Origin of the sequence: Duganella lactea, from assembly GCF_009857505.1 — a bacterium.
Classification (GTDB): domain Bacteria; phylum Pseudomonadota; class Gammaproteobacteria; order Burkholderiales; family Burkholderiaceae_D; genus Rugamonas; species Rugamonas lactea.
This window is the reverse complement of the sequence record NZ_WWCP01000012.1, coordinates 57,999-77,995: the sequence shown is the minus strand read 5'-3', so window position 1 is coordinate 77,995 and position 19,997 is coordinate 57,999. Positions and strand designations below refer to the sequence as shown.

Genomic DNA, 19,997 nt, shown 5'->3' with positions numbered 1-19,997 from the left:
CAGGCATGTAGCCTTACTTCATTACCAGAGCTGTAGCCCCGATTAGCCAGCCGAGAATGAAGCTGATGCCATAACCTGCCAGTGGCACCGGGAACGCGCCATACAAATAGGCAAAACCGGACACCAAAAAATACGTCGCTAATCCCGCAGCTGCGGGACGCTTGTTCACGTCATTCGCAAGAAACCAAGGGCTGAGGGATGTGAGTAATAAACAGGCTCCGCCGCAGAACGCCAGAATGGGTGAAACTTCTGCAGCCAAATGAAAAATACCCTCGACGTGAGGCACTGAATCGAGCGGATCTGGCCTGCCGGCGCAAATCAGCAAGGTAACTAATGCCACTGGGACGATCCAACGCAGCAACATGAAACTGCGCTGCGCAACGGCCCACATTATGGCCGCAGCGATCAAAGCTATCAACTGGGATATATCCGGTTGCCACGCCAGGGTGGCAGCCATCCCCAGCGCGGCAACCGCATATCCCGGCTGCCCGTTCACTCGAATTCCGCGATCCGTGAGCAAGATTGCAGAGGGCATGACGAGCGCAGCAACATTCAGTTGCACAGAGCCGACGGCGAGCCAGCGATGCACGCCTGCCTGATCGGGTCCCACCAATATACTAAGTGCAAGCGCGACGATCATCATTACCGCCACCCAAGGTGAGGGCATTCGGAGCCTGCGGACTCCAGCGCATAGCGCGACCGTTACGCACCACATCGCCGGATTACGTAACCATAAGCTCGCCACTCCCCCTGTTCCAATGATCGCTATGGTGCCGGCCAGGACGGTGAGGCCGGAGAAAACCACAAACGCGACCTGAAAATTACGCTCATGTTTGGACCATGCCCTTGGGGCTGCTGATACATCCGAATTATAAAAAGCAGTCATATTTTCTTTCGCGCGTGACTGTCAGCTACTGGCCGGATGGGGACGACTAGGCGTCACCTAGAACACTACCATGATGATAGAACCGGCGACGATCAAGGCGGCGCCCAGCGCGGCTGGCCAGGTCAGAGTTTCACCAAGGAACAAGACACCGAGGATAATCGCCAGCGCCACGCTGAGTTTGTCGAGCGGCGCGACCTTGCTGACCGGGCCTAGCTGCAAGGCATGGTAGTAACACAGCCACGACAGACCGGTGGCGATCGCGGATAACACGAGGAATAGCCAGCTGCGCATGCCGATGCCAGCCGGGCTGCGCCATTCGCCACGCAGCGTCACGATGCCGGCAATGACGACCAAGATGACGATAGTACGGATAAACGTTGCCAGGTTGGAATTGATGCCGACCACGCCCAGTTTGCCAAAAATCGCCGTCAGCGCGGCGAACACCGCAGAGGCAAGCGCAAAGGCGATCCAGTTTGAAGAAGGTGACATGGCACTGTTTTCCATTATTGAACGCGCAGGAGGGTAAAGTTATACCCGCTACGGAATAAACCTAAGGGGCGATTTGCTCGATGTTCTTCTGATCGAAAATGAGTGTCCTGGTTGTGCTGCCGATTTGCAGATTGACCGTGTTTCTCTGTGACGGAATGAAGTCGATCAGCACCGCGTTGTGAATCCGGTCGCCTTTGGCCAGCCGGGTCTTGGGCACTTCCTGAAAAATGACGACACTGTCGGCATCCACCTTGGCGCCGATCCAGTGCAGCGGCAGGCGCTTGCCGTCCGCCCTGGTGACGGTGAACTGCTGTTCCACGTAGCGCCGCAACGCCGCTTCGCTGTCGGCCCGGCCGAGATCAATCTGGCGGCCATTGATTTCTGTGAGCAGCGCGGTGAGATCGTGCCCGGTGTAGGTGTGCACGATCTCGCTGCTGCCGGTGCGCTCGTTGTAGCTGATGTCCGCCATCCCCATGTGGAAGTTATGGGCGGCGGCCGTCACGCAGGTCAACACCAGCATGACGGCGGCAACGACGCGCAGGCGACGCTTCATCACTTGTTATCGTCCTTCTTCAGCGGCGTATTGAAGTCGCGCATCAGGTTATTTTTATCGCGCTCGGTCTTGAACAGTTCCAGCCGCGATTGCGTCACCTTGCGAGGCCACGAGTTGTTGGACGTGTCGATGTCGGCGGTTTCCCAATACGGGTCCTGGGTCAGGCCCACCATCGGCTCGTCGGTGACGATCAACTTGGTGATCTTCTTCGGCGAGTAGCGCCATACTTCGGCCGGAACGCGCTCGATGTACTTCTTGCCGCTCTTGAGTTCAATCTCCAGAATCAGCGGCATCACCATGCCGCCCAGGTTGGAGAAGTCCACCAGGTACAGGTGCTTGCCCTGATCCAGCAGCTTCTTCTCCCACGGTTCCAGATTCCCGATCGCCTCGGCGTAGCTGTTGCGGTCCTTGTTGGTGACGGTGAACTCGTCATGCTCGTTGTAGAAGTCCTTCAGCTCCGGATGCGCATCCACGCGCTTCGGCAGCGCCTTGTTGCGTTGCTCGGACACCGAGAGCGGCTGCTCGTCCTTCTGCGCTTTTTTCCATGCCTTTTCCTTTTCCGGATTTTTGCTGCTGATGCCGTACTCGTTGATGCCATCGATGCTGATGTCAACCGGATCGGTGGTGTAGAACCAGCCGCGCCAGAACCAGTCCAGGTCCGTGCCGGAGGCGTCTTCCATGGTGCGGAAGAAGTCCGCCGGGGTAGGACGCTTGAACTTCCAGCGCTGCGCGTATTCGCGGAAGGCGTAGTCGAACAGTTCGCGGCCCAGAATGGTCTCGCGCAGGATGTTCAGGCCAGTGGCCGGCTTGGCGTAGGCGTTGTTACCCACCTGGAGCAGGGACTCCGAGTTGGTCATGATCGGCACCTGGTGCTCGCTCTTCATGTAGTCCACGATGTTGCGCGGTTCGCCACGGCGCGATGGATAGCCGTCTTCCCATTCCTGCTCCGCCAGGTACTGCACGAAGGTGTTCAGGCCTTCATCCATCCAGGTCCACTGACGCTCGTCGGAGTTGATGATCATCGGGTAGTAGTTGTGGCCCACCTCGTGGATGATCACGCCGATCAGGCCATACTTGGTCTGCTGCGACCAGGTCAGCTGGCCGGTCTTCTTGTCCTTGGTCGGGCGCGGGCCGTTGAAGGAGATCATCGGGTATTCCATGCCGCCCACCGGGCCGTTGACCGAGATCGCGGTCGGATACGGGTAGTCGAAGCTGTACTTGTTGTACTTGTCGATGGTGTGGATGATGGCCTGGGTGCTGTACTTGCCCCACAGCGGATTGCCTTCCTTCGGATAGTAGGACATCGCCATGACGTCGGTCGTATCCTTCTTGTAGCCTTGCGCATCCCAGATGAACTTGCGGCTCGACGCCCAGGCGAAATCGCGCACGTTGTTGGCCTTGAAGTGCCAGGTCTTGGTGGCGGTGCTGCGCGATTTCTCGGCCTGGGTGGCCTCTTCCTGGGTGACGATGACCACTGGCGCGGTCGCGGTCTTCGCCTTTTCCAGGCGCTGGCGCTGGGTAGCGGTCAGCACGTCGTTCGGGTTTTGCAGTGCGCCGGTGGAGGCCACCACGTGGTCGGCGGGGACGGTCAGCTGCACGTCGTAGTCGCCGAATTCCAGCGTGAATTCGCCGGTGCCGAGGAACTGCTTGTGCTGCCAGCCGTAGACGTCGTAGTAGGCCGCCATGCGCGGGAACCACTGGGCGATTTCAAACAGGTCGTTCTTGTCTTCGTCAAAGTGCTCGTAGCCGGAACGGCCGCCCAGCACTTTTTGCTCGTTGATGTTGTAGGACCAGTCGATATTGAACACGAACTTGTCGCCAGCCTTCAGCGGCTGCGGCAGGTCGATGCGCATCATGGTGCGGTTGATGACGTATTTCAGCGGCTGGCCGCCGGCGGCCACGGTCTTGATCTGAAAGCCGCCCTCGAACTCGCGGCCGGCCAGGATGCCACGCATCCCTTCGAACTTGTAGCCGTCTTCCGGCGACGACGACTTGGCCCACGCCTCGCGCGAAGGCTGGGTGAGCATCATGCGGGCGTCGGAGTCCTTCTTGTAGATGTTCTGGTCCAGCTGCACCCACAGGTAGCTCAGCGTGTCCGGCGATTGATTGTGATAGGTGATCTGCTCACTGCCGGTGATGGCGCGCTTGGCTTCGTCCAGCGTGGCGCGGATGGTGTAGTCGGCCCGCTGCTGCCAGTAGGCGTGGCCCGGCGCACCGGAGGCGGTGCGGTAGGCGTTGGGCGTCGGCAGGATTTCTTCGAGTTGACGGAATTTGTCGTCGAATGGTTCCGCCGCGTAGGCGGACACCGTAAGGCAGAGGGCCAGTAAGCCAAGCTTCTTTTGCATCGGAGTGTTTCCTCTTGATAAGAGGATAAATTGTATAGCAGGTTTTCAATCGATTACCTGCTGATACAATAAAATACAAACCTTTTTTAGTGCTTGGCCTGGGTTTCCTGGAACTGGTAGTGGGCGTCGTCGGTGGCGGTGACGGCTTTGGACGGCACATCCAGTTGCATCAGCTTCGAACCCGCGCCGGCGCTGGCTTGCGGCCACTCCGGCTGGCCGGCGCCATTCGGGTTGCCGGTTTTGATGAAGTTGGCGAAATAACCCTGCATCTGCGTCGACAGCGCGTAATCCTCGGCGGTCCACGCATAGGTCTTGTTGCCGGCCAGGTTGCCCATCGCGTATTCGATTTCCACGGAGTGGCTGGCGCCTTCCTGGCCTGGACGTGGACGCGTGTAGTAGTAGCGGTAGGTCGGTTTGCCGCCGGTGCGGGCGTGGCTGTCGATCCACTTCCAGGTGCTGTAGCCGATGAAGCGGTCGCTGGCCAGTTCCGTCGCCGCCTGTTTGATGTCGCCGCTGTAGGCTTGCCGCGCGGCGGAGGCCTGCTCGCCGTAGATTTTTTGCAGCGCGGCGCTGAAGTTTTCCGCCGTTGGTTCGGCGTCGCCGAGGATTTGCTTGTAGTGGCCCTCGTAGGAGTTCCAGCCCGCCAGCAGCGGCACCTTGGCCTGTTCGCCCGCCGCGAAGATGGCGACCGGCGAGCGCGGGATCACATAACCGTCCTGGATAGCAAAGAACCACGTCTTCGCTGTTTTCAGCGCATCCAGCACCTGCTGGGCGGGCAGGGCGCGCAGTTCTTTCAGCGTCGGCGCGTTGGCCGCCTGGGCGAAGCTGGTGCCCATGCCTTCGGCGGCGGCCAGCGGCATTGGCGGCGTCAGGCCGAGCAGCGAGCCGCTTTCGCCGATGGCGCCGGCGAACAGACCCTTGGCCTGCGGGTTGATCATCTGCGCGCTGACCGAGAACGAGCCGGCCGATTCACCGGCGATGGTCACGCGCGACGGATCGCCGCCGAAAGCCGCGATGTTCTTCTTCACCCATTGCAGCGCCATCGCCTGGTCCATCAGGCCGTAGTTGCCGGACGAGTGGTGTGTCGCTTCCTTGGTCAGCTCCGGGTGGGCCAGGAAGCCGAACACGTTGAGGCGGTAGTTGATGGTCAGCGTGACCACGCCCTTGGCGGCCATGCTCTCGCCGTCGTAGCGCGGCTCGGAACCGTCGCCCGCCGCAAAGCCGCCGCCGTAGAAGTAGACCAGCACCGGCAGCTTCTCTTTTGGCGACTTGGCCGGCGTCCAGACGTTGAGGAACAGGCAGTCCTCGCTCATGCCGTCGGAGCGGAATACCATGTCGGAAAACAGCGACGGCTGCATGCAGCGCGCGCCGAAGTGGTCCGCCTTGCGCGTGCCTTGCCATTTCGCGGCCGGCTGCGGCGCCTTCCAGCGCAGTTGGCCCACCGGCGCCGCCGCATACGGAATGCCCTTGTACGCGGTAACGCCCGATGCTTCGGATACGCCTTCCACCACGCCGGTGGCGGTGGTGGCGCGCGGCGCGGCGCTTGCCGACAGGGCAAACAGGGAAGAGAGCAACAGCAGACCGGCTTTTTTCATGGTGTGTGCGTTAGTTGGGTTATTTGGCTTTGCCGGCGATTTTGGTCGACGGGCGCAGGCGCGGTGCGGCGTCGGACTGGCGACGCACCAGTATGTGTTCCATCACCACGTGGTGCGGCGTTTCCGGTGTGCCGTTGCGCTGGGCGCGGATCAGGCGCACCAGGAACTGCACGGCTTCTTCGGCCATGTCGGCGATCGGCTGGCGTACCGTGGTCAGTTCCGGCCAGATGGTGGTCGCCAGCGCGGTATCGTCGAAGCCGGCCACCGTCAGGTCGCCCGGCACGTCGAGGCCCAGGCGGTGGGCGATGGCCACCGCCGCCGCCGCCATGTCGTCATTGCTGGCGAAGATGGCGGTCGGGCGCTGTTCCTGCGACAGCAGGTTTTCCGCCGCGTCCAGGCCGGAACGGTAGGTGAACTGGCCTTGCACCACCAGCTCTGGCGCCAGTTGCATGTGTTTGTCCGCGAGCGCGGCCTTGAAGCCGGCCAGACGGCGCGCGCTGGCGCTCTGGTTAGGGTGGCCGATGACGAAGCCGATGCGCTGGTGGCCCAGCGCGATCAGGTGGCACGTCATCGCGTAAGCGGCTTGGTAATCGTCGATGCTGACGCCACCGACGCGCGGGTCGGGCTGGCCGCAGGCCACCGTGATGGCAGGCGTGCCGGAAGCGGCGATCAGGTCGATCAGGTTGCGGGTGTCGCACAACGGCGGCGGCAGGATGATGCCGTCGACGCCATTGGCAATCAGGCGGCGCGCCTGCTCAACGCCGTGTTCATCGGCCTCGCATTTTTCCACCACCAGTTGCACGTTGTTCGGGCTGGCCTGGTTCAGCAGGCCGACCAGGAATTCGCTCAGGTAGCCGGCCGATGGATTCGAATACAGGAAGCCGACACGGATCGGGCGCGATCCCGCCAGGCGGCGGGCCGCCTGGTTGGGGACGTAGTTGAGGGCAGCGACAGCCGCATCGACACGGTTGCGGGTTTTCTCGCGGACGTTGGTATCGCCGTTCATCACGCGCGACACCGTCATCGGGGATACGCCAGCCAGTTTTGCCACGTCGGCCATGGTTGGCGCCTGCGAACGGATCTGCGCGGCCGGTACCGGGGCCGGTTTCACCTTAGTTTTTGTCATCTGTCCTCTGTTGATAATTAAGCTATGTTCAGCCCCGGACTTTACCACAAGCGCGGCCTACCAATGGCCAGGCGCATAGGGGAAGGTCACGGATTTGTAGTATTCCAGCGAATGCGCCGGTGCTTTCACCCCGGCCGGCAGCGGCAGGCCGGACACCGACTGAAAGTAGGCGATGCAGGCGTCGCGCCACAGCAGGGCGTTGGCCATCTGGCGGGTCAGGCGCTGTTCCTCTTCGGTGTAGCGGCGGGCGTCGATCAGCGGTTTCAGCGCCACCCACTGGTCATGAAGGGAGCGCGCGTCGGCCAGGCCTTTGTCGTAGTGCGCCAGCAGCTCGGCCCACAGCGTGCGGCCTGACCGCATCTTGTAGTCCCATGGCAGATGATGGAACCACAGCAGGAACTGCTCGGGCGTGGTCTTCGGATCGCTGTACTGGCGGGCGAACTCCGGCGCGTATTGCGCCAGCGCGTTGCTGCCCTTGGCGGTGCGGTCAAAGCCGATGCCATCGCGGCCGGCGCGGTGGTAATAAACCGGATTCCAGTCCGGGCGCTCCAGATTGTCCACCCACGGAGCGGGGCCGTGGTGGTGGCCGGTGCCCATGATGTGGTGCAGGCCCAGTGGCGTCATGTAGTTGACCACCGTCTCGCGCGATTCCATCATCATCTTGACGATGGGCGCGACAACCCGCTGGTCCGCGCCGAAGGTGAGTGCCGCCCATTCTGCTGCGACGTCCTTTGCCTTGGCCTGCTGGTTCCAGGCCATGCGTCCGAAGGCGTACCAGTTGGCCTGGTCGAAATGCGAGCCGGCCCAGTTGCGGTCCGTGCCGATGTTGGATACGCCGGCGATGCCGCTCAGCGTCTTGGCCACGGTGCGGCCGCCCGCCGCGGTCATGGTGTCGGCTTGCAGCGTTTCTTCAAACATCGTGCCCAGGTAGGCCATATCGGTGGAGAAACCCAGATACTCCTTGGTGATCTGGAACTCCATCATGACCGGCGTTCTCAGAGCGCCGAACAGCGGGTGGAACGGCTCGCGCGGCTGGAAGTCGATGGCGCCGTTCTTCACCTGTACCAGCACGTTCGGGGCGAACTGGCCGTCCAGCGGCTTGAATTCGTCGAAGCCCTGCTTGGCGCGGTCCTCGCCGATATGCGTGCCTTTTGGCGCGTAGACGAAGGCGCGCCACATGACGATGCCCTTGTGCGGCGCCAGCGTGGCGGCCAGCATGTTGGCGCCGTCGGCGTGAGTGCGGTGATAGTCCTGCGGGCCAGGCTGGCCCTCGGAGTTGGCCTTGACCACGAAGCCGCCGAAGTCGGGAATGGTCTTGTAGATTTCATCGGCCTTGCGCTTCCACCACGCCTGCACTTCAGGCGACAGCGGATCGGCGGTGCTGGTTTCCTTCAGCTCCAGCGGCGTCGACCAGCGGGCCGACAGATACACCTTGATGCCGTAAGGGCGCAGCACATCGGCGATGGCGGCGGCTTTGGCGATGAACGGCGCGGTCAGCACCTCGGGCTTGGAGTTGACGTTGTTGAGGACCGTGCCGTTGATGCCCAGCGAGGCGTTGGCGCGGGCGTAGTCGGTGTAGCGCTGGTCCTTGATGTCCGGCAGCGCCCACCAATCCCAGATCGACTGGCCGGAGTAGCCGCGTTCCACGGTGCGGTTCAGGTTATCCCAGTGATTCAGCAGGCGCAGTTGCAGTGTTGGCGCGGACGACGCTTCCAGTTTGGCGCCGGTGCCGATGTCGCGCAGCCAGGCGTAGGTGCCGTACAGCAGGCCGATGTCGCTGTTGGCGGCGATCAGCGTGACGTTGTGGCCCTGGACGCGGGTCTGGCGCAGCAGATAGCCTTCGTTGCCCAGCGCGGCCAGTTCGGCGCGCAGCGGCGATGTGTTCGAGTTCAGTTCCGGCAGGCGTGCCGGCGTCGCAAGCAGCAGGGCGCCATCGGCGATGCGCGTTGCCGGCGCCGGCGCGCGGCCAAGCAGGCCGCCCAGGCCTTTTTGCAGCTCATCGAGGGCCGCTTGCGTGGTCGGCGTGGCGGCGCCGGGCAGCACGATGCTGCGCGCTTGCGCCTGCACGCTGGCTTGCGCCGACTTGTCGAGCGGGCGGTAACGCAGCCACAGATCGTAGCCGTCTTCGTTCGGCGGGGCGGTTGCGGATGCCGTCGCGGCCAGCGTGAAAAGCAGCGCTGCCAACGCGGCGGATAAAGAAAATCGCATCATGTCTCCAATTTATGGTAGCGTAATCATTTGATTATGCCACGATGTTAGCAAACATTTCCAATGAGGAGTGAGACAAAAATGAAGATATCCCGTCGTAGTATGTTGGCCCTGATGGCGGCCAGCGGTCTGGCGCCGCTGCATGCCGCTGAAATGCCGGAACCCTTGAAGGTACTGGGCAAGCGCAAAGGGCTGAATGTCGGTAACGCGATAGGCGGCCGTCATTTCCGCGATCCGGCCTACCAGGCGCTGATGGCGCGCGAGTGCAATATGCTGGTGGCCGAGAACGAGGGCAAGTGGCAGGCGCTGGAACCGCAGCCCGGCCAATACAATTTCGGTCCGGCGGACGAGATGTATGCGTGGGCCAAGTCGCAGGGCATGCTGATTCGCGGACATAACCTGATCTGGCAGGAAGCCAAATGGCTGCCGAAGTGGGTCAACGACTACGACTTCGGCGCGCAGCCGGCCAAGGCGGCGGAAGCGCTGCTGCGCAAGCATGTGACGACGGTGTGCGACCATTTTGGTGATGCCATCTACAGCTACGATGTGGTCAACGAGGCGGTGGACCAGAAGACCGGCGAATTGCGCAAGAACGTCTTCACCGAGCGTCTTGGCGCGGTGCCGCAGATGGATCTGGCGTTCCGGCTGGCGCACGAGCGGGCGCCGAAGGCGGACCTGGTCTACAACGATTACATGGGGCCGGACGCGGACAGCGCCAAGCATCGCGCGGGCGTGCTGAAACTGCTGCACGATCTGAAGTCGCGCGGCACGCCGATTCATGCGTTGGGGCTGCAGAGCCACATTGGTTCCTCGGATGATTTGAGCACTGCGGCGCGTCAGCGCGAGTGGCGCAAGTTCCTGGATGAGGTGACCGGCATGGGACTGGGCTTGCTGATTACCGAGTTTGACGTCAATGACCGCAAGCTGCCGGTGGATATCGCCAAGCGCGATGCCGGCGTTGCGGCGCTGGCAAAGGACTATCTGGATGTGACGCTCAGCTATCGCCAGTGCCGCGATTTTCTGCTGTGGGGCATGACGGATGACGCCAGCTGGCTGCAGGTGTGGAAGGAGGCCAAGCGCGAAGATGGCGCGCAGATGCGGCCAACGCCGTTCGACGACCAGCGCCGCGCGAAGCCGCTGCGCGACGCCATCGCCGCCGCCATCAACGCCGCTCCGGTTCGCGCCGTAAGCTAATCCGAAAGTCGCCGCCGCATCGTTCCCGCGAAAGCGGGAATCCATGCTGTTTAGTTCAAACGAAAAACGTTCTCAGATTTAAGTAATCCACGATAGATCAAAAAATCCCATTGGAGGTAGATGAATTCGGTACCGTTTGGCAGAGTTTTGATGCCGAATTTTTCTGGATAGTAGCTGTTCTGAAAAATGCCCTTGTTGTCCATTTCTTGTGCGACAGCAAATAGGGTGGCGGTCTCTATGACTGCGCACGAAAGCAAGTTGCCACCTTGTTGATCCAGGAAGGCTTGCACCGTGAAGTGAGGGAATAGGTGCCCCTTGTCACGGTTCTGTATCGACGTGAGTCGTTTGGCGAACTCAGTAGGCTGCCCGGAAGGGACACGGTAACGGATGCTGAACGTATCGTAACGATTCGACCATTGCACACGACTGGCAAGGCCACGCATCATGGGAACGCCCTTGTCGACCTGCCAGGCATCGATGCCTGCAAGAAGGTCCAGGTCGTCTTTGAAATCGGCGGTTGCTACTGCTTCCACTGGTTTCAAGGTGCCGCCCCCTACAACCGGGAACGAACTGACGACAGGCCACACTACTTTTTGGAAGTCTGCAGCACTTTGGGACAGTGCCTGGAAAAATGGATCATTCATCTTATGTGGCTATGTGGCGGCGGAGGAGAGTTCTTGTTATTGAAATGAAATTCATGTTTCCAATTTGCAAGTCTAACATTTCAAAGTGCCAAGAAACTCACCAATTGTCACGCTTGTTGTACATAGCCGGAGGACCCGGCTACAACTGGTGCTGTATGGATTCCCGCTTTCGCTGGAATGACCGGGGGCGGCATTTGCGGTTATTGGCGCGGGCTTTCTGGCGGGCCGAGGTAACTCGGGCGCTGGCCACCCGCGTTGAGCACCAGCTTTTGCAGCACCACCCCTGGGTCAACAGCCCAGAACTTCAGCGTGTGCTTGCCCGGCTTGTCGACTTGGTGACGCGAAGTCAGCACCGTCGCGCCATCGGACACCGTGCGCTCCCATGCTCTCTCGCTACCATCCGCATGGATGTTGATGATTTGCGGCGCCTCATCGTCAATCGAAATGGCGTAGCGCAGACCCGCTCCCGGCTGGAATTTCTGCGTCGGCGCGAGCGTCGTCTGCACCTCCACCTTGCCGGCACTGAATAGCTGCATCTCATATTCCAGACGCATGCGCGGCCGCTCCTCGGCTGGCGCGTCGGCCGGCAGCGTGGTCATGCCGGACAGCGTGCGTCCATGGTCCGGTATCTTCAGCCAGCTGCGCTTGTCCGCCGCCACCGCCCGCGTGTAGTGCTCCGCCTCCATCGACACCACACCTCCGGTCTCGATAAAGCCTGTCATCGCGCCCGCGCCGGCCGGCTTGCGCAGCGGGACTTTGACCGTCGTCTTCACATCGGCGCCGCTGATCGTCAGCGTCGCGCTGCTCACGCCCTCCGGAACGTCCGCCCAGCGTGCATTCACCAGCACGCGCTGCTGATTGGTGACCTTGCCGGTCGGTTTATCCAGTGTGATCCACGGTTCGCTGGCGCTGATCGTATAGTCGAATGGCTGCTGGCCGCGATTGAAAACGTCGAGGAACACGGCTTTTTTGTCGAAGACATCCAGCGTCGGCAAACTCAGCACGCCGGTTTCGCGGCCCGGCCACGCCATGGCGCTGCCTTCCACCGCCACGCCCATGTCCGCGGCTTTGGGCACCTGCATCTGCGTCACCGGCGGCATGACGTTGCGCGGTGGCTGGTTCCAGTAGGTGTAGCCCAGATGCGTCTGCGACATCATGTGATGCCACTTGCCGCCGCTGATATCCTCCTGGTAGCGGCGCGCCAGCTCGGCGTCCTCCGCAAACAGGGCGCGCGCACGCGCCGCCAGATCGTTGGTCGCGGCGCGCCCCTGAACCCCGTACAGTTGATTCAGGCCAGCGGTCACGTACAGATCGTTCACCACCGCGCTGGCCTTGACCGGGTAGAGCACCAGCTGGAAGAACGCGTCCCGCTTGTCGACCGGCAGCGCGGCCGATATTTTCTCGGCCCGCGCGGCGATGGCGTTGTAGTCATCGACAATCCGCTGCGCCTCGTTGTAGTTCACCAGACTGTAGGTAGTAGGCTCCAACTGCTCCGGTTTGCGGCGGCCGTTATATTTGGCGTATTTGCCGACGATATCGGCGATATCGTCCGCGTGCTCCGGGCCGAATTCGCGCGTCGCCCACAGCTTGAGGTAATCCGGCAGACGCTCGGCCGGCCATGCCGCCGGATTCCACGCATAGGTCAGGAAAAACTCGATCGGCACTTCCATCGGTTTCAGGTCGCCGACGTTGACGATCCACATGCGGTTGGCCTGATACTGCCACGCCAGATGCATTTGCTCCCACACCTTTGGCAGCGGCGTCACATTGAGCCACTTGTACGACCGCGGACCGCCGACATAATCGAAGTGGTAGTACACGCCGGCGCCGCCGGCGCGCTTGCGCTCAGCGGCGGTCGGCAGGCGGCGGATATTGCCCCAGTTATCGTCGCACCACAGCAGCATCACGTCATCCGGCACGCGCATGCCTTTTTCGTAATACTCCTGCACCTCCTTGTACAGTGCCCATACCTGCGGCACTTTGGTGACATCCGGGTTGACCTCCTTGGCGATGATCTTGCGCTGGTCGGTCACGATACGCTCCAGCAGCGACACGTTGGCGCCTTCCGACATCGGCTCGTCACCGTCGCCGCGCATGCCCAGCGTGATCACCTTCTCCTGGCCCTGCGAAACGCGCATGCCCTGAGTCCAGAACTCGCGCAGCGCTTCCGGCGCGCGGTTGTAGTCCCACGGCTTGCCGCCGCCATAACGGCGCCATTCGTCGTGCGCGCGCATCATCGGCTCGTGGTGCGAGGTGCCGATGACGACGCCGTAGTCGTCGGCCACCTTGCCGTTCTGCTTATCGTCATCGTAGAAGGCTTTGCCCCACATGGCCGGCCACAGGTAGTTGCCGCGCATGCGCAGGATCAGCTCATACACTTTTTCGTAGAACTGGTGATTGAAGCCGCCATAACGCTGCTTGACCCAATCGGTCAGCGCCGGCGCCTCGTCATTGAGGAAAATGCCGCGATACTGCACCACCGGCGCATCGCTGACCGGCGCCGAGGCCGAGGCGTACACGCTCGCATGCTTCGCCGCCGGCACGTCGGCCCACCAGTTCCACGGCGATACGCCGATCTGCTCGGACATCTCGTAGATGCCAAAGATGGTGCCGCGTTTGTCGCTGCCGGCGATCACCAGCGCGCGCTCCACGCCGGGCAAGGGCTTGCGCAGCGTTTGCACCTGCCAGCCTTCCCATTTGCCCTTGATGGCCGAGACGTCCAGCTTACCCTCCGCCACCAGTTGATCGATCAAGGCGCTCTTGCCGATGGTGCCGATGATGACCACATCCGCGCCGGTCGGCTTGCCGTCCTTGTTCAGAGTCGGCTCGGTGGCACTGACGCGGGCGATGTCCGCCCGCAGATCGCCGGCCGCGCGCAGCACGCCGGCATGGTCAGCCGAATCGACATACAGTTTCGCGGCCTGGCCGTTACGGGCCAGCGCCACCGCATCGGTGGGCGGTTGATCGAACCATGCCAGTTTTTTCTGGCCCAGCGCCTGCGCGGGCAGGGCGTGGCAAAGCAGGGCAACCAGCATGGCCCCCGCGGCAAAAGCACCTTGTCTCATGTTTTTATTTTTCCAGTGGCGTGTAATCGAACCAGGCAAAATCGGCGGCGGGCATGGTTCCCTGTTTGCCGGCGCCTTCGGCGTACATGCCGATAAAGACGCCGGTAAAGCCGCCCGCCGATTCCGATGACAGCGGTGCGGTCGGCAAGGTGGCGCCGATCTGCTTGAGCGGACCGCCGGCGCTGCTATAGCTGAACGCATAGCGGTCAGGCCACGATTCCACCTGCAGCGTCACCGGACCGGCCGGCAGCGGCGTGGATGCGGCCAGCGTGGTCACGCCAGCGGTGCGTGACACCAGTTCCAGTCGGCGCTCCGGCGCGCCGGTGATGCGCAGTTGGTAGTAATTCTTCTCGTTCTGGCGCAGCACCAGGCCGGCGGCCTGGGTGGCTGCGGATGGCGAGAACTCGATCTGCGTGGCCGCGCGCATGCGCATATGCTCCTGGCGGCGCGCCACAAAGGCCGGCTGCGCGATGTCGTTCATGGTGACGCTGTTGCCCTTCAGGCGCAGATAGCCTTTGCGTTCAGTCAGCGACCACAAACCGTCGCCGGGTCCACGCAGCAGCGACCATTGCAGGCCAAGCTTCGGCGCGCTGAAGTCGTCGCGCACCGGTTCCGCCGGCCACGGCGCGGAAGGCGGCAGTCCCTCGGCCGACATTTCCATCTGCAGCGGCTTGTTGTCGTTGACGGTGAGCCAGCCCTTGTCGTTCCACTTCACCGGCGCCAGCAGCGTTTCGCGGCCCAGGTGGTGACGCTTGTCGACCGGCCGGATGCCCAGCAGCGGCATCCACCATTTGCCTTCCGGCGTTTGTACCAGATCGCCGTGACCGGTGGCCTGCAACGGCAGTTCCGGATGGTCACGGTGGGTCAGGATGGGATTGGCCGGGTTGGCGGTGAACGGGCCGAATGGTGATGATGACCGTGCCATCGTCAGGCTGTGTTCATACGAGGTGCCGCCTTCGGAGATCATCAGGTAGTACTGGCCTTCGTGCTTGTACAGATGCGGGCCTTCCGGCCATACGCCGCCGGTGCCGGACCAGATCAGGCGTGGTGGCTCCAGCAGCTTGCCGGCCTTCAGGTCGATCTCGGCCTGATAGACGCCGCCGTTCCGGCCACCGCCATGGCGGGTGTAGTACACCTTGCCGTCATCGTCGAAGAACAGCGATGGGTCCATGGCGAAGGTCGGGTCGTTCAGCCACACCGGTTCCGACCATTCGCCGGCCGGGTCTTTGGTGTGCACGTAAAACGCGCCGCCGCCCTCCATATTGGTCGTCACCATATAGAACACGCCGTCGTGGCAGCGCAGCGTTGGCGCGTAGATGCCTTGCGAGCTGCGGGTCTTGGCCAGATTCAGCTGGCTAGCGCGCGACAGTGCGTGGCCGATCTGGCGCCAGTGCACCAGATCCTTGCTGTGATAGATCGGCACACCGGGGAAGTATTCAAAACTGCTGGTGGCCAAATAGTAGTCGCCGCCGACGGCGCAGATGCTAGGGTCGGCGTGGAAGCCGCTCAGTATCGGGTTGGTGTAGGTGGTCGGTTGCGCCGCATGCGCAACAGGTCCGACCAGCATGGCGCTGGCCATTAGCGCCGTTAAACCGGCGCGGGCTGCAATCATCATCTATTTGTCTCCACATTTTTTTTGTAGTGCCGCCAGCGGCACGGTTTCGGCCAGCGCGCGATAGCCCGCCAGCGATGGATGCAGGCCGTCGCCCGAATCGTAAACTTTCTTGATGCGCGATGGCTGCTCCGGATCGCGCAGCGTGGCGTCGAAATCGGCCACCGCGTCGAACACGCCTGATGTACGCAACCACTTATTCAGTTCCTGACGGTCCGCTTCGTTCTCCGCTTCCGGATGGTAGTAAGTGCTGCCGGAATAGGGCGTGATGGTGGCGCCGATGATGCAGATGCCATGCGCATGCGCGCGTTCGGCGATCTGGCGGTAGGCCATCTTCAGGTCGGCCACCAGTTGCTCGCGGTCGGCCGGCGTATCAGGGCCATTGCGATGCTGGCCGCCGAGATCATTCACGCCGACCAGCACCAGCGCGTGCGTGACGCCGGCGCGCGAGATCACGTCGTTATCGAAGCGCGACGCCAGATTCGGCCCGAGGCCATCCCTCAGCATGCGGCCGCCGCCAATGCCGGCGTTCAGCACGCCGAGCGTCTGGCCGCTGTTGCGCAGGCGCGCCGCCAGCACGTCCGGCCAGCGGGTGTTGGTGTCGTTCGGGATGCCGTAGCCGTCGGTGATCGAATCGCCGATGGTGACCAGCGCGCCGACGCTACGCGGCGCCAGCACCTCGACGTCGCTGATGGCATACCAGCGAGTGATTTTTCCCACATCCTTGCCCGCGTCCGCCCATGCAGGGTCCATCACGCGGTTGCCCTTGGCGAGGAAGGTGGTGGCGCGCGCGCCGTTATGGCTGGTCTGGCGCGCCGGCTCGCTCTTGAAGTACAGCGATATCGCCAGATTGTCGGCCGGCTTGACCTCCATGGCGACGGCGTCGCTATAGTATTCCGCGCCGGATGGAATGGTCACCGAGGCGCGGCCACCGAAGGTCAGCGGGCGCAGAGTAGGGGGCTGAATGTCGGCCTGGCCGGGCGCCTTGGCCAGCGCCACGCTGGCGCCGTCGAGGGTTAATGGTGCGGTGCCGTAAAGGTTGCTGACGCGGACCCGGAACTGCGGTCCACCCAGAGTGAGATGGACGGTCTGGCGCAGGCTCGCATCGCGCCAGTTCTCGGCCGCCAGCGCATTCGCCTCATCGGGAATTTGCTGCGCCGCACCCCAACTCGCCACCCAGTGCCGGGCCGGCGCCGGCGCGGCGGACGCCGCCGTATGCATCAAACAGGCTGCGAAACAGGAGACCAGCGCGGCGCCCAAATAACGGGGTAAAGCGTGTTGACTTGGTTGCATAAATCCTTCACACTCATAAAATGTTAGCGCTATTCATTTTAGGTTAACCCGATGGTACATGCAACAAAAATGCCGGGTGCCGACAATACAAAACGAGGAGACTCTGTGAAGAACAATCTGCAACACGCGCCGGCATCGGCGCACCTGCCGTCCGATCTGGCGGACGCCCTGCTGGTAGGCCGCGTATGGCGCGGCGGCGACATCAACGGTCCGAGCGTGGTGGTCGTGCGCAACGGCGAAGTATTCGACATCACCGCGCAAGTGCCGACCGTCTCCGACCTCCTTGAACGCGACGACGTGGTGGCCTTCGCCAAAGCCGCGCGAGGCGAATCGCTGGGCCGCGTGGAAGCGCTGGTGGACGCCGCGCTGACCGGCGCCGCCGACGCGCCGGTGCGCCTGCTGGCGCCGAACGACCTGCAAGCGATCAAGGCCTGCGGCGTGACCTTCGCCGTCAGCCTGCTGGAACGCGTGATCGAGGAACAAGCCGGCGGCAACCCGGCCAAGGCCGATGAGCTGCGCGCCACGCTGCTGAAGGATATCGGCGCCGACCTGTCGGCCATCAAGCCTGGTTCGCCGGAAGCGGAAAAACTGAAACAACAATTCATCGCGCGCGGCGCCTGGTCGCAGTACATGGAAGTGGGCATCGGCCCATACGCCGAAGTGTTTTCGAAATCGCAGCCGATGTCGGCGGTCGGTTTTGGCGCGGACGTCGGGCTGCACCCTGAATCGAAATGGAACAACCCGGAGCCGGAAGTTGTGCTGGCCGTGAACAGCCGCGCGCAGGCCGTCGGCGCCACGCTGGGCAACGACGTCAATCTGCGCGACATCGAAGGCCGCAGCGCGCTGCTGCTGGGTAAAGCCAAGGACAATAACGCCTCCTGCGGCATCGGCCCGTTCATTCGCCTGTTCGACGAACGCTTCACCATCGACACCGTGCGCAACGCGGAGCTGCGCCTGGTGATCGAAGGCGCGGAAGACGGCTTCCGCCTGGAGGGCGAGAGCCGCATGCGCGAAATCAGCCGCGATCCGCTGGACCTGGTGTCGCAAACCAGCGGCGCGCACCACCAGTATCCGGACGGCTTCATGCTCTTCCTCGGCACCATGTTCTCGCCGATCAAAGACCGTGGCGCGCCGGGCGCCGGCTTCACCCACAAGCTGGGTGACCGCGTCAGCATCAGCAGCCCGTCGCTGGGCATGCTGGTGAATCACGTTTATCGCAGCGACGCCATCACGCCATGGACCTTCGGCGTGCGCGCGCTGTATCGCAATCTGGCCCAACGCGGCCTGCTCAAGTAAACAACCAAAAAACAAATCTCTGGAGAGAATAAATGGGGAAACCTTTGGTCTTCGCTACCTACCCGGACCTGGCAGGTAAGCGGGTTCTGATCACCGGTGGCGGCAGCGGCATCGGCGCCGGCATCGTGGATGCTTTCGTCAAGCAGGGCGCGCAAGTGTTCTTTGTCGATATCGTCGAAGACGCATCGCGCGCGCTGGTGGAGAGCCTGAAAGACGCCAAGCATGCGCCGGTGTTCTTCAAATGCGATCTGACCAATCTGGATGCGCTGTCGCAGGTGATCGCGCAGATCGAAAAGGATCACGGCGCGATTGAGGTGTTGATCAACAACGCCGCCAACGATCATCGTCACGAAGTGCACGAAGTGACCGGTAAATATTGGGACGACAGCCTGGCCGTCAATCTGCGCCACCAGTTCTTCTGCGCGCAGGCCGTGGCGCGGGGCATGAAGAAGGCCGGCGGCGGCGTGATCCTGAACTTCGGTTCGATCTCGTGGCATCTGGCGTTGCCGAACCTGACGCTGTACATGACCGCCAAAGCCGCTATCGAAGGCCTGACCCGCGGCCTGGCGCGCGATCTGGGCCAGGACGGCATCCGTGTCAACACCGTGATTCCTGGTTCGGTGCTGACCGAGCGCCAGAAGGCGCTGTGGCACTCGCCTGAAGCCGGCCAGGCGATTCTGAAATCACAGGTCTTGCCGCAGCCGGTGGAGATCGAAGACATCGCCGCCATGGCGCTGTTTCTGTCCTCCGACAGTGGCCGTCGCTGCTCCGGCCGCGATTATTTCGTTGACGCCGGATGGTATGGCGCATGAGCCTCTACCAGCCTGAATGCATCTGGCCTCTCGCCGCCACGCTGGCGGAAGGGCCGGTATGGCACGCTGAAGACAAGGCGCTTTACTTTGTCGATATCAAGCAGCGCGCGATTCACCGCTGCGCCGAAGACGGCAGCCGCCGCCAAAGCTGGACGGTGCCGGACGAAGTGGGCTTTGCGCTGCCGGTGCACGGCGGCGATTTCGTCTGCGGCCTGCCGGGCCGCGTTGACCGTTTCTCCTTCGAGACCGGCGAGCTGACCACCATTCAACAACTCGAAGCCGACATTCCGGGCAATCGCCTGAACGACGGCTATGTGGACCGCCGTGGCGCGCTGTGGTTCGGCTCCATGGACAACGCCGAAGTGGCGCCCAGCGGTTCGCTGTTCCGCCTCAGCGCCGCCGAAGGCCTGCAACACAAGGATGGCGGCTACGTCATCACCAACGGCCCGTGCGTCAGCCCGGACGGCCATACCTTCTATCACACCGACACGCTGGAAAAAACCATCTACGCCTTCGACATTGACGAAGCGGGTGCGCTGTCCAACAAGCGCGTGCTGGTCAAGATCGCCGGCAGCGGCTATCCGGACGGCACCGCGGTCGACGCCGACGGCGTGCTGTGGGTTGGCCTGTTCGCCGGCGCTCGCATCGAACGCTACTCGCCAGCCGGCGAACTGCTGGACAGCATCCCCATGCCGTGTTCGAATATCACCAAGGTCACGTTCGGCGGCGAGGATTTGCGCACCGTGTTCGTGACCACGGCCCGCAAGGGACTGTCGGCTGAAGAATTGAGCCGGGAGCCGCTGGCCGGAGGCATTTTCAGCTTCCGCGTCGCCTCGCCGGGACAACTGCAACATCTGTATTTACCAGAATAGGCACTCT

15 protein-coding genes are annotated in these 19,997 nt (G+C 62.5%); 4 read left to right on the top strand and 11 right to left on the bottom strand.

Annotated elements, in window-relative coordinates:
- Positions 1-13: 13 nt before the first annotated feature.
- From GTP44_RS12115 to GTP44_RS12085, 7 genes are all read right to left on the bottom strand, one after another.
- Complete coding sequence (locus GTP44_RS12115) at positions 14-643, bottom strand: hypothetical protein (protein WP_161019628.1); 630 nt, start codon at positions 641-643, stop codon at positions 14-16.
- A 300-nt stretch (positions 644-943) separates the two neighbouring features.
- Entirely contained in the window at positions 944-1,375 is a 432-nt protein-coding gene (locus GTP44_RS12110; protein ID WP_161019627.1) for an EamA family transporter, read from the bottom strand.
- Positions 1,376-1,436: 61 nt separating this feature from the next.
- Complete coding sequence (locus GTP44_RS12105) at positions 1,437-1,928, bottom strand: DUF6702 family protein (protein WP_202424057.1); 492 nt, start codon at positions 1,926-1,928, stop codon at positions 1,437-1,439.
- The gene (locus GTP44_RS12100) at positions 1,928-4,273 is read right to left on the bottom strand and encodes a M1 family metallopeptidase (RefSeq protein WP_161019625.1); all 2,346 of its coding nucleotides are present in this window, start codon (positions 4,271-4,273) and stop codon (positions 1,928-1,930) included. Before GTP44_RS12100 ends, GTP44_RS12105 begins: the two co-directional genes overlap by 1 nt.
- Positions 4,274-4,359: 86 nt before the next feature.
- Positions 4,360-5,868 carry a carboxylesterase/lipase family protein gene (locus tag GTP44_RS12095; protein ID WP_161019624.1) on the bottom strand — a complete coding sequence of 503 codons (1,509 nt, stop codon included), beginning with the start codon at positions 5,866-5,868 and terminating at the stop codon, positions 4,360-4,362.
- Between the two features lie 19 nt (positions 5,869-5,887).
- Positions 5,888-6,994 (bottom strand): LacI family DNA-binding transcriptional regulator, encoded by a 1,107-nt coding sequence (locus GTP44_RS12090; protein ID WP_160988890.1) that lies wholly within the window; start codon positions 6,992-6,994, stop codon positions 5,888-5,890.
- A 57-nt stretch (positions 6,995-7,051) separates the two neighbouring features.
- The gene (locus GTP44_RS12085; RefSeq protein ID WP_161019623.1) at positions 7,052-9,202 is read right to left on the bottom strand and encodes an alpha-glucuronidase family glycosyl hydrolase; all 2,151 of its coding nucleotides are present in this window, start codon (positions 9,200-9,202) and stop codon (positions 7,052-7,054) included.
- An 81-nt stretch (positions 9,203-9,283) separates the two neighbouring features.
- On the opposite strand from GTP44_RS12085, the gene GTP44_RS12080 reads away from it, so the two are divergent.
- On the top strand, positions 9,284-10,396 hold the full coding sequence (locus GTP44_RS12080) for an endo-1,4-beta-xylanase (protein ID WP_161019622.1): 1,113 nt from the start codon (positions 9,284-9,286) through the stop codon (positions 10,394-10,396).
- 50 nt (positions 10,397-10,446) lie between these two features.
- On the opposite strand, the gene GTP44_RS12075 is transcribed toward GTP44_RS12080, so the two are convergent.
- The 4 genes from GTP44_RS12075 to GTP44_RS12060 form a co-directional block, all read right to left on the bottom strand.
- On the bottom strand, positions 10,447-11,040 hold the full coding sequence (locus tag GTP44_RS12075; RefSeq protein ID WP_160988893.1) for a hypothetical protein: 594 nt from the start codon (positions 11,038-11,040) through the stop codon (positions 10,447-10,449).
- A gap of 200 nt (positions 11,041-11,240) precedes the next feature.
- Positions 11,241-14,075: a glycosyl hydrolase 115 family protein gene (locus GTP44_RS12070; RefSeq protein ID WP_229256885.1), complete on the bottom strand. Its 2,835-nt coding sequence runs from the start codon at positions 14,073-14,075 to the stop codon at positions 11,241-11,243.
- Positions 14,076-14,109: 34 nt separating this feature from the next.
- Positions 14,110-15,720, bottom strand: a complete 1,611-nt coding sequence (locus GTP44_RS12065; protein WP_202424056.1) for a glycoside hydrolase family 43 protein — start codon at positions 15,718-15,720, stop codon at positions 14,110-14,112.
- Positions 15,721-16,938 carry an SGNH/GDSL hydrolase family protein gene (locus tag GTP44_RS12060; protein WP_161019684.1) on the bottom strand — a complete coding sequence of 406 codons (1,218 nt, stop codon included), beginning with the start codon at positions 16,936-16,938 and terminating at the stop codon, positions 15,721-15,723.
- 177 nt (positions 16,939-17,115) lie between these two features.
- On the opposite strand from GTP44_RS12060, the gene GTP44_RS12055 reads away from it, so the two are divergent.
- Genes GTP44_RS12055 through GTP44_RS12045 form a run of 3 tightly spaced genes read left to right on the top strand, consistent with a single transcriptional unit; the run spans position 17,116 to position 19,990 of the window.
- Complete coding sequence (locus GTP44_RS12055) at positions 17,116-18,306, top strand: fumarylacetoacetate hydrolase family protein (RefSeq protein WP_371867210.1); 1,191 nt, start codon at positions 17,116-17,118, stop codon at positions 18,304-18,306.
- 32 nt (positions 18,307-18,338) lie between these two features.
- Complete coding sequence (gene xylB / locus GTP44_RS12050) at positions 18,339-19,118, top strand: D-xylose 1-dehydrogenase (protein ID WP_308494339.1); 780 nt, start codon at positions 18,339-18,341, stop codon at positions 19,116-19,118.
- Positions 19,115-19,990: an SMP-30/gluconolactonase/LRE family protein gene (locus GTP44_RS12045; RefSeq protein ID WP_161019620.1), complete on the top strand. Its 876-nt coding sequence runs from the start codon at positions 19,115-19,117 to the stop codon at positions 19,988-19,990. Before xylB ends, GTP44_RS12045 begins: the two co-directional genes overlap by 4 nt.
- Positions 19,991-19,997: the final 7 nt, after the last annotated feature.

Excerpts from the sequence above, each read along its gene's own strand:
- GTP44_RS12115 (WP_161019628.1), bottom strand. The coding sequence starts at position 643 with ATGATGATCGTCGCGCTTGCACTTAGTATATTGGTGGGACCCGATCAG.
- GTP44_RS12110 (WP_161019627.1), bottom strand. The coding sequence starts at position 1,375 with ATGTCACCTTCTTCAAACTGGATCGCCTTTGCGCTTGCCTCTGCGGTG.
- GTP44_RS12105 (WP_202424057.1), bottom strand. The coding sequence starts at position 1,928 with ATGAAGCGTCGCCTGCGCGTCGTTGCCGCCGTCATGCTGGTGTTGACC.
- GTP44_RS12100 (WP_161019625.1), bottom strand. The coding sequence starts at position 4,273 with ATGCAAAAGAAGCTTGGCTTACTGGCCCTCTGCCTTACGGTGTCCGCC.
- GTP44_RS12095 (WP_161019624.1), bottom strand. The coding sequence starts at position 5,868 with ATGAAAAAAGCCGGTCTGCTGTTGCTCTCTTCCCTGTTTGCCCTGTCG.
- GTP44_RS12090 (WP_160988890.1), bottom strand. The coding sequence starts at position 6,994 with ATGACAAAAACTAAGGTGAAACCGGCCCCGGTACCGGCCGCGCAGATC.
- GTP44_RS12085 (WP_161019623.1), bottom strand. The coding sequence starts at position 9,202 with ATGCGATTTTCTTTATCCGCCGCGTTGGCAGCGCTGCTTTTCACGCTG.
- GTP44_RS12080 (WP_161019622.1), top strand. The coding sequence starts at position 9,284 with ATGAAGATATCCCGTCGTAGTATGTTGGCCCTGATGGCGGCCAGCGGT.
- GTP44_RS12075 (WP_160988893.1), bottom strand. The coding sequence starts at position 11,040 with ATGAATGATCCATTTTTCCAGGCACTGTCCCAAAGTGCTGCAGACTTC.
- GTP44_RS12070 (WP_229256885.1), bottom strand. The coding sequence starts at position 14,075 with ATGCTGGTTGCCCTGCTTTGCCACGCCCTGCCCGCGCAGGCGCTGGGC.
- GTP44_RS12065 (WP_202424056.1), bottom strand. The coding sequence starts at position 15,720 with ATGATGATTGCAGCCCGCGCCGGTTTAACGGCGCTAATGGCCAGCGCC.
- GTP44_RS12060 (WP_161019684.1), bottom strand. The coding sequence starts at position 16,938 with ATGCATACGGCGGCGTCCGCCGCGCCGGCGCCGGCCCGGCACTGGGTG.
- xylB (WP_308494339.1), top strand. The coding sequence starts at position 18,339 with ATGGGGAAACCTTTGGTCTTCGCTACCTACCCGGACCTGGCAGGTAAG.
- GTP44_RS12045 (WP_161019620.1), top strand. The coding sequence starts at position 19,115 with ATGAGCCTCTACCAGCCTGAATGCATCTGGCCTCTCGCCGCCACGCTG.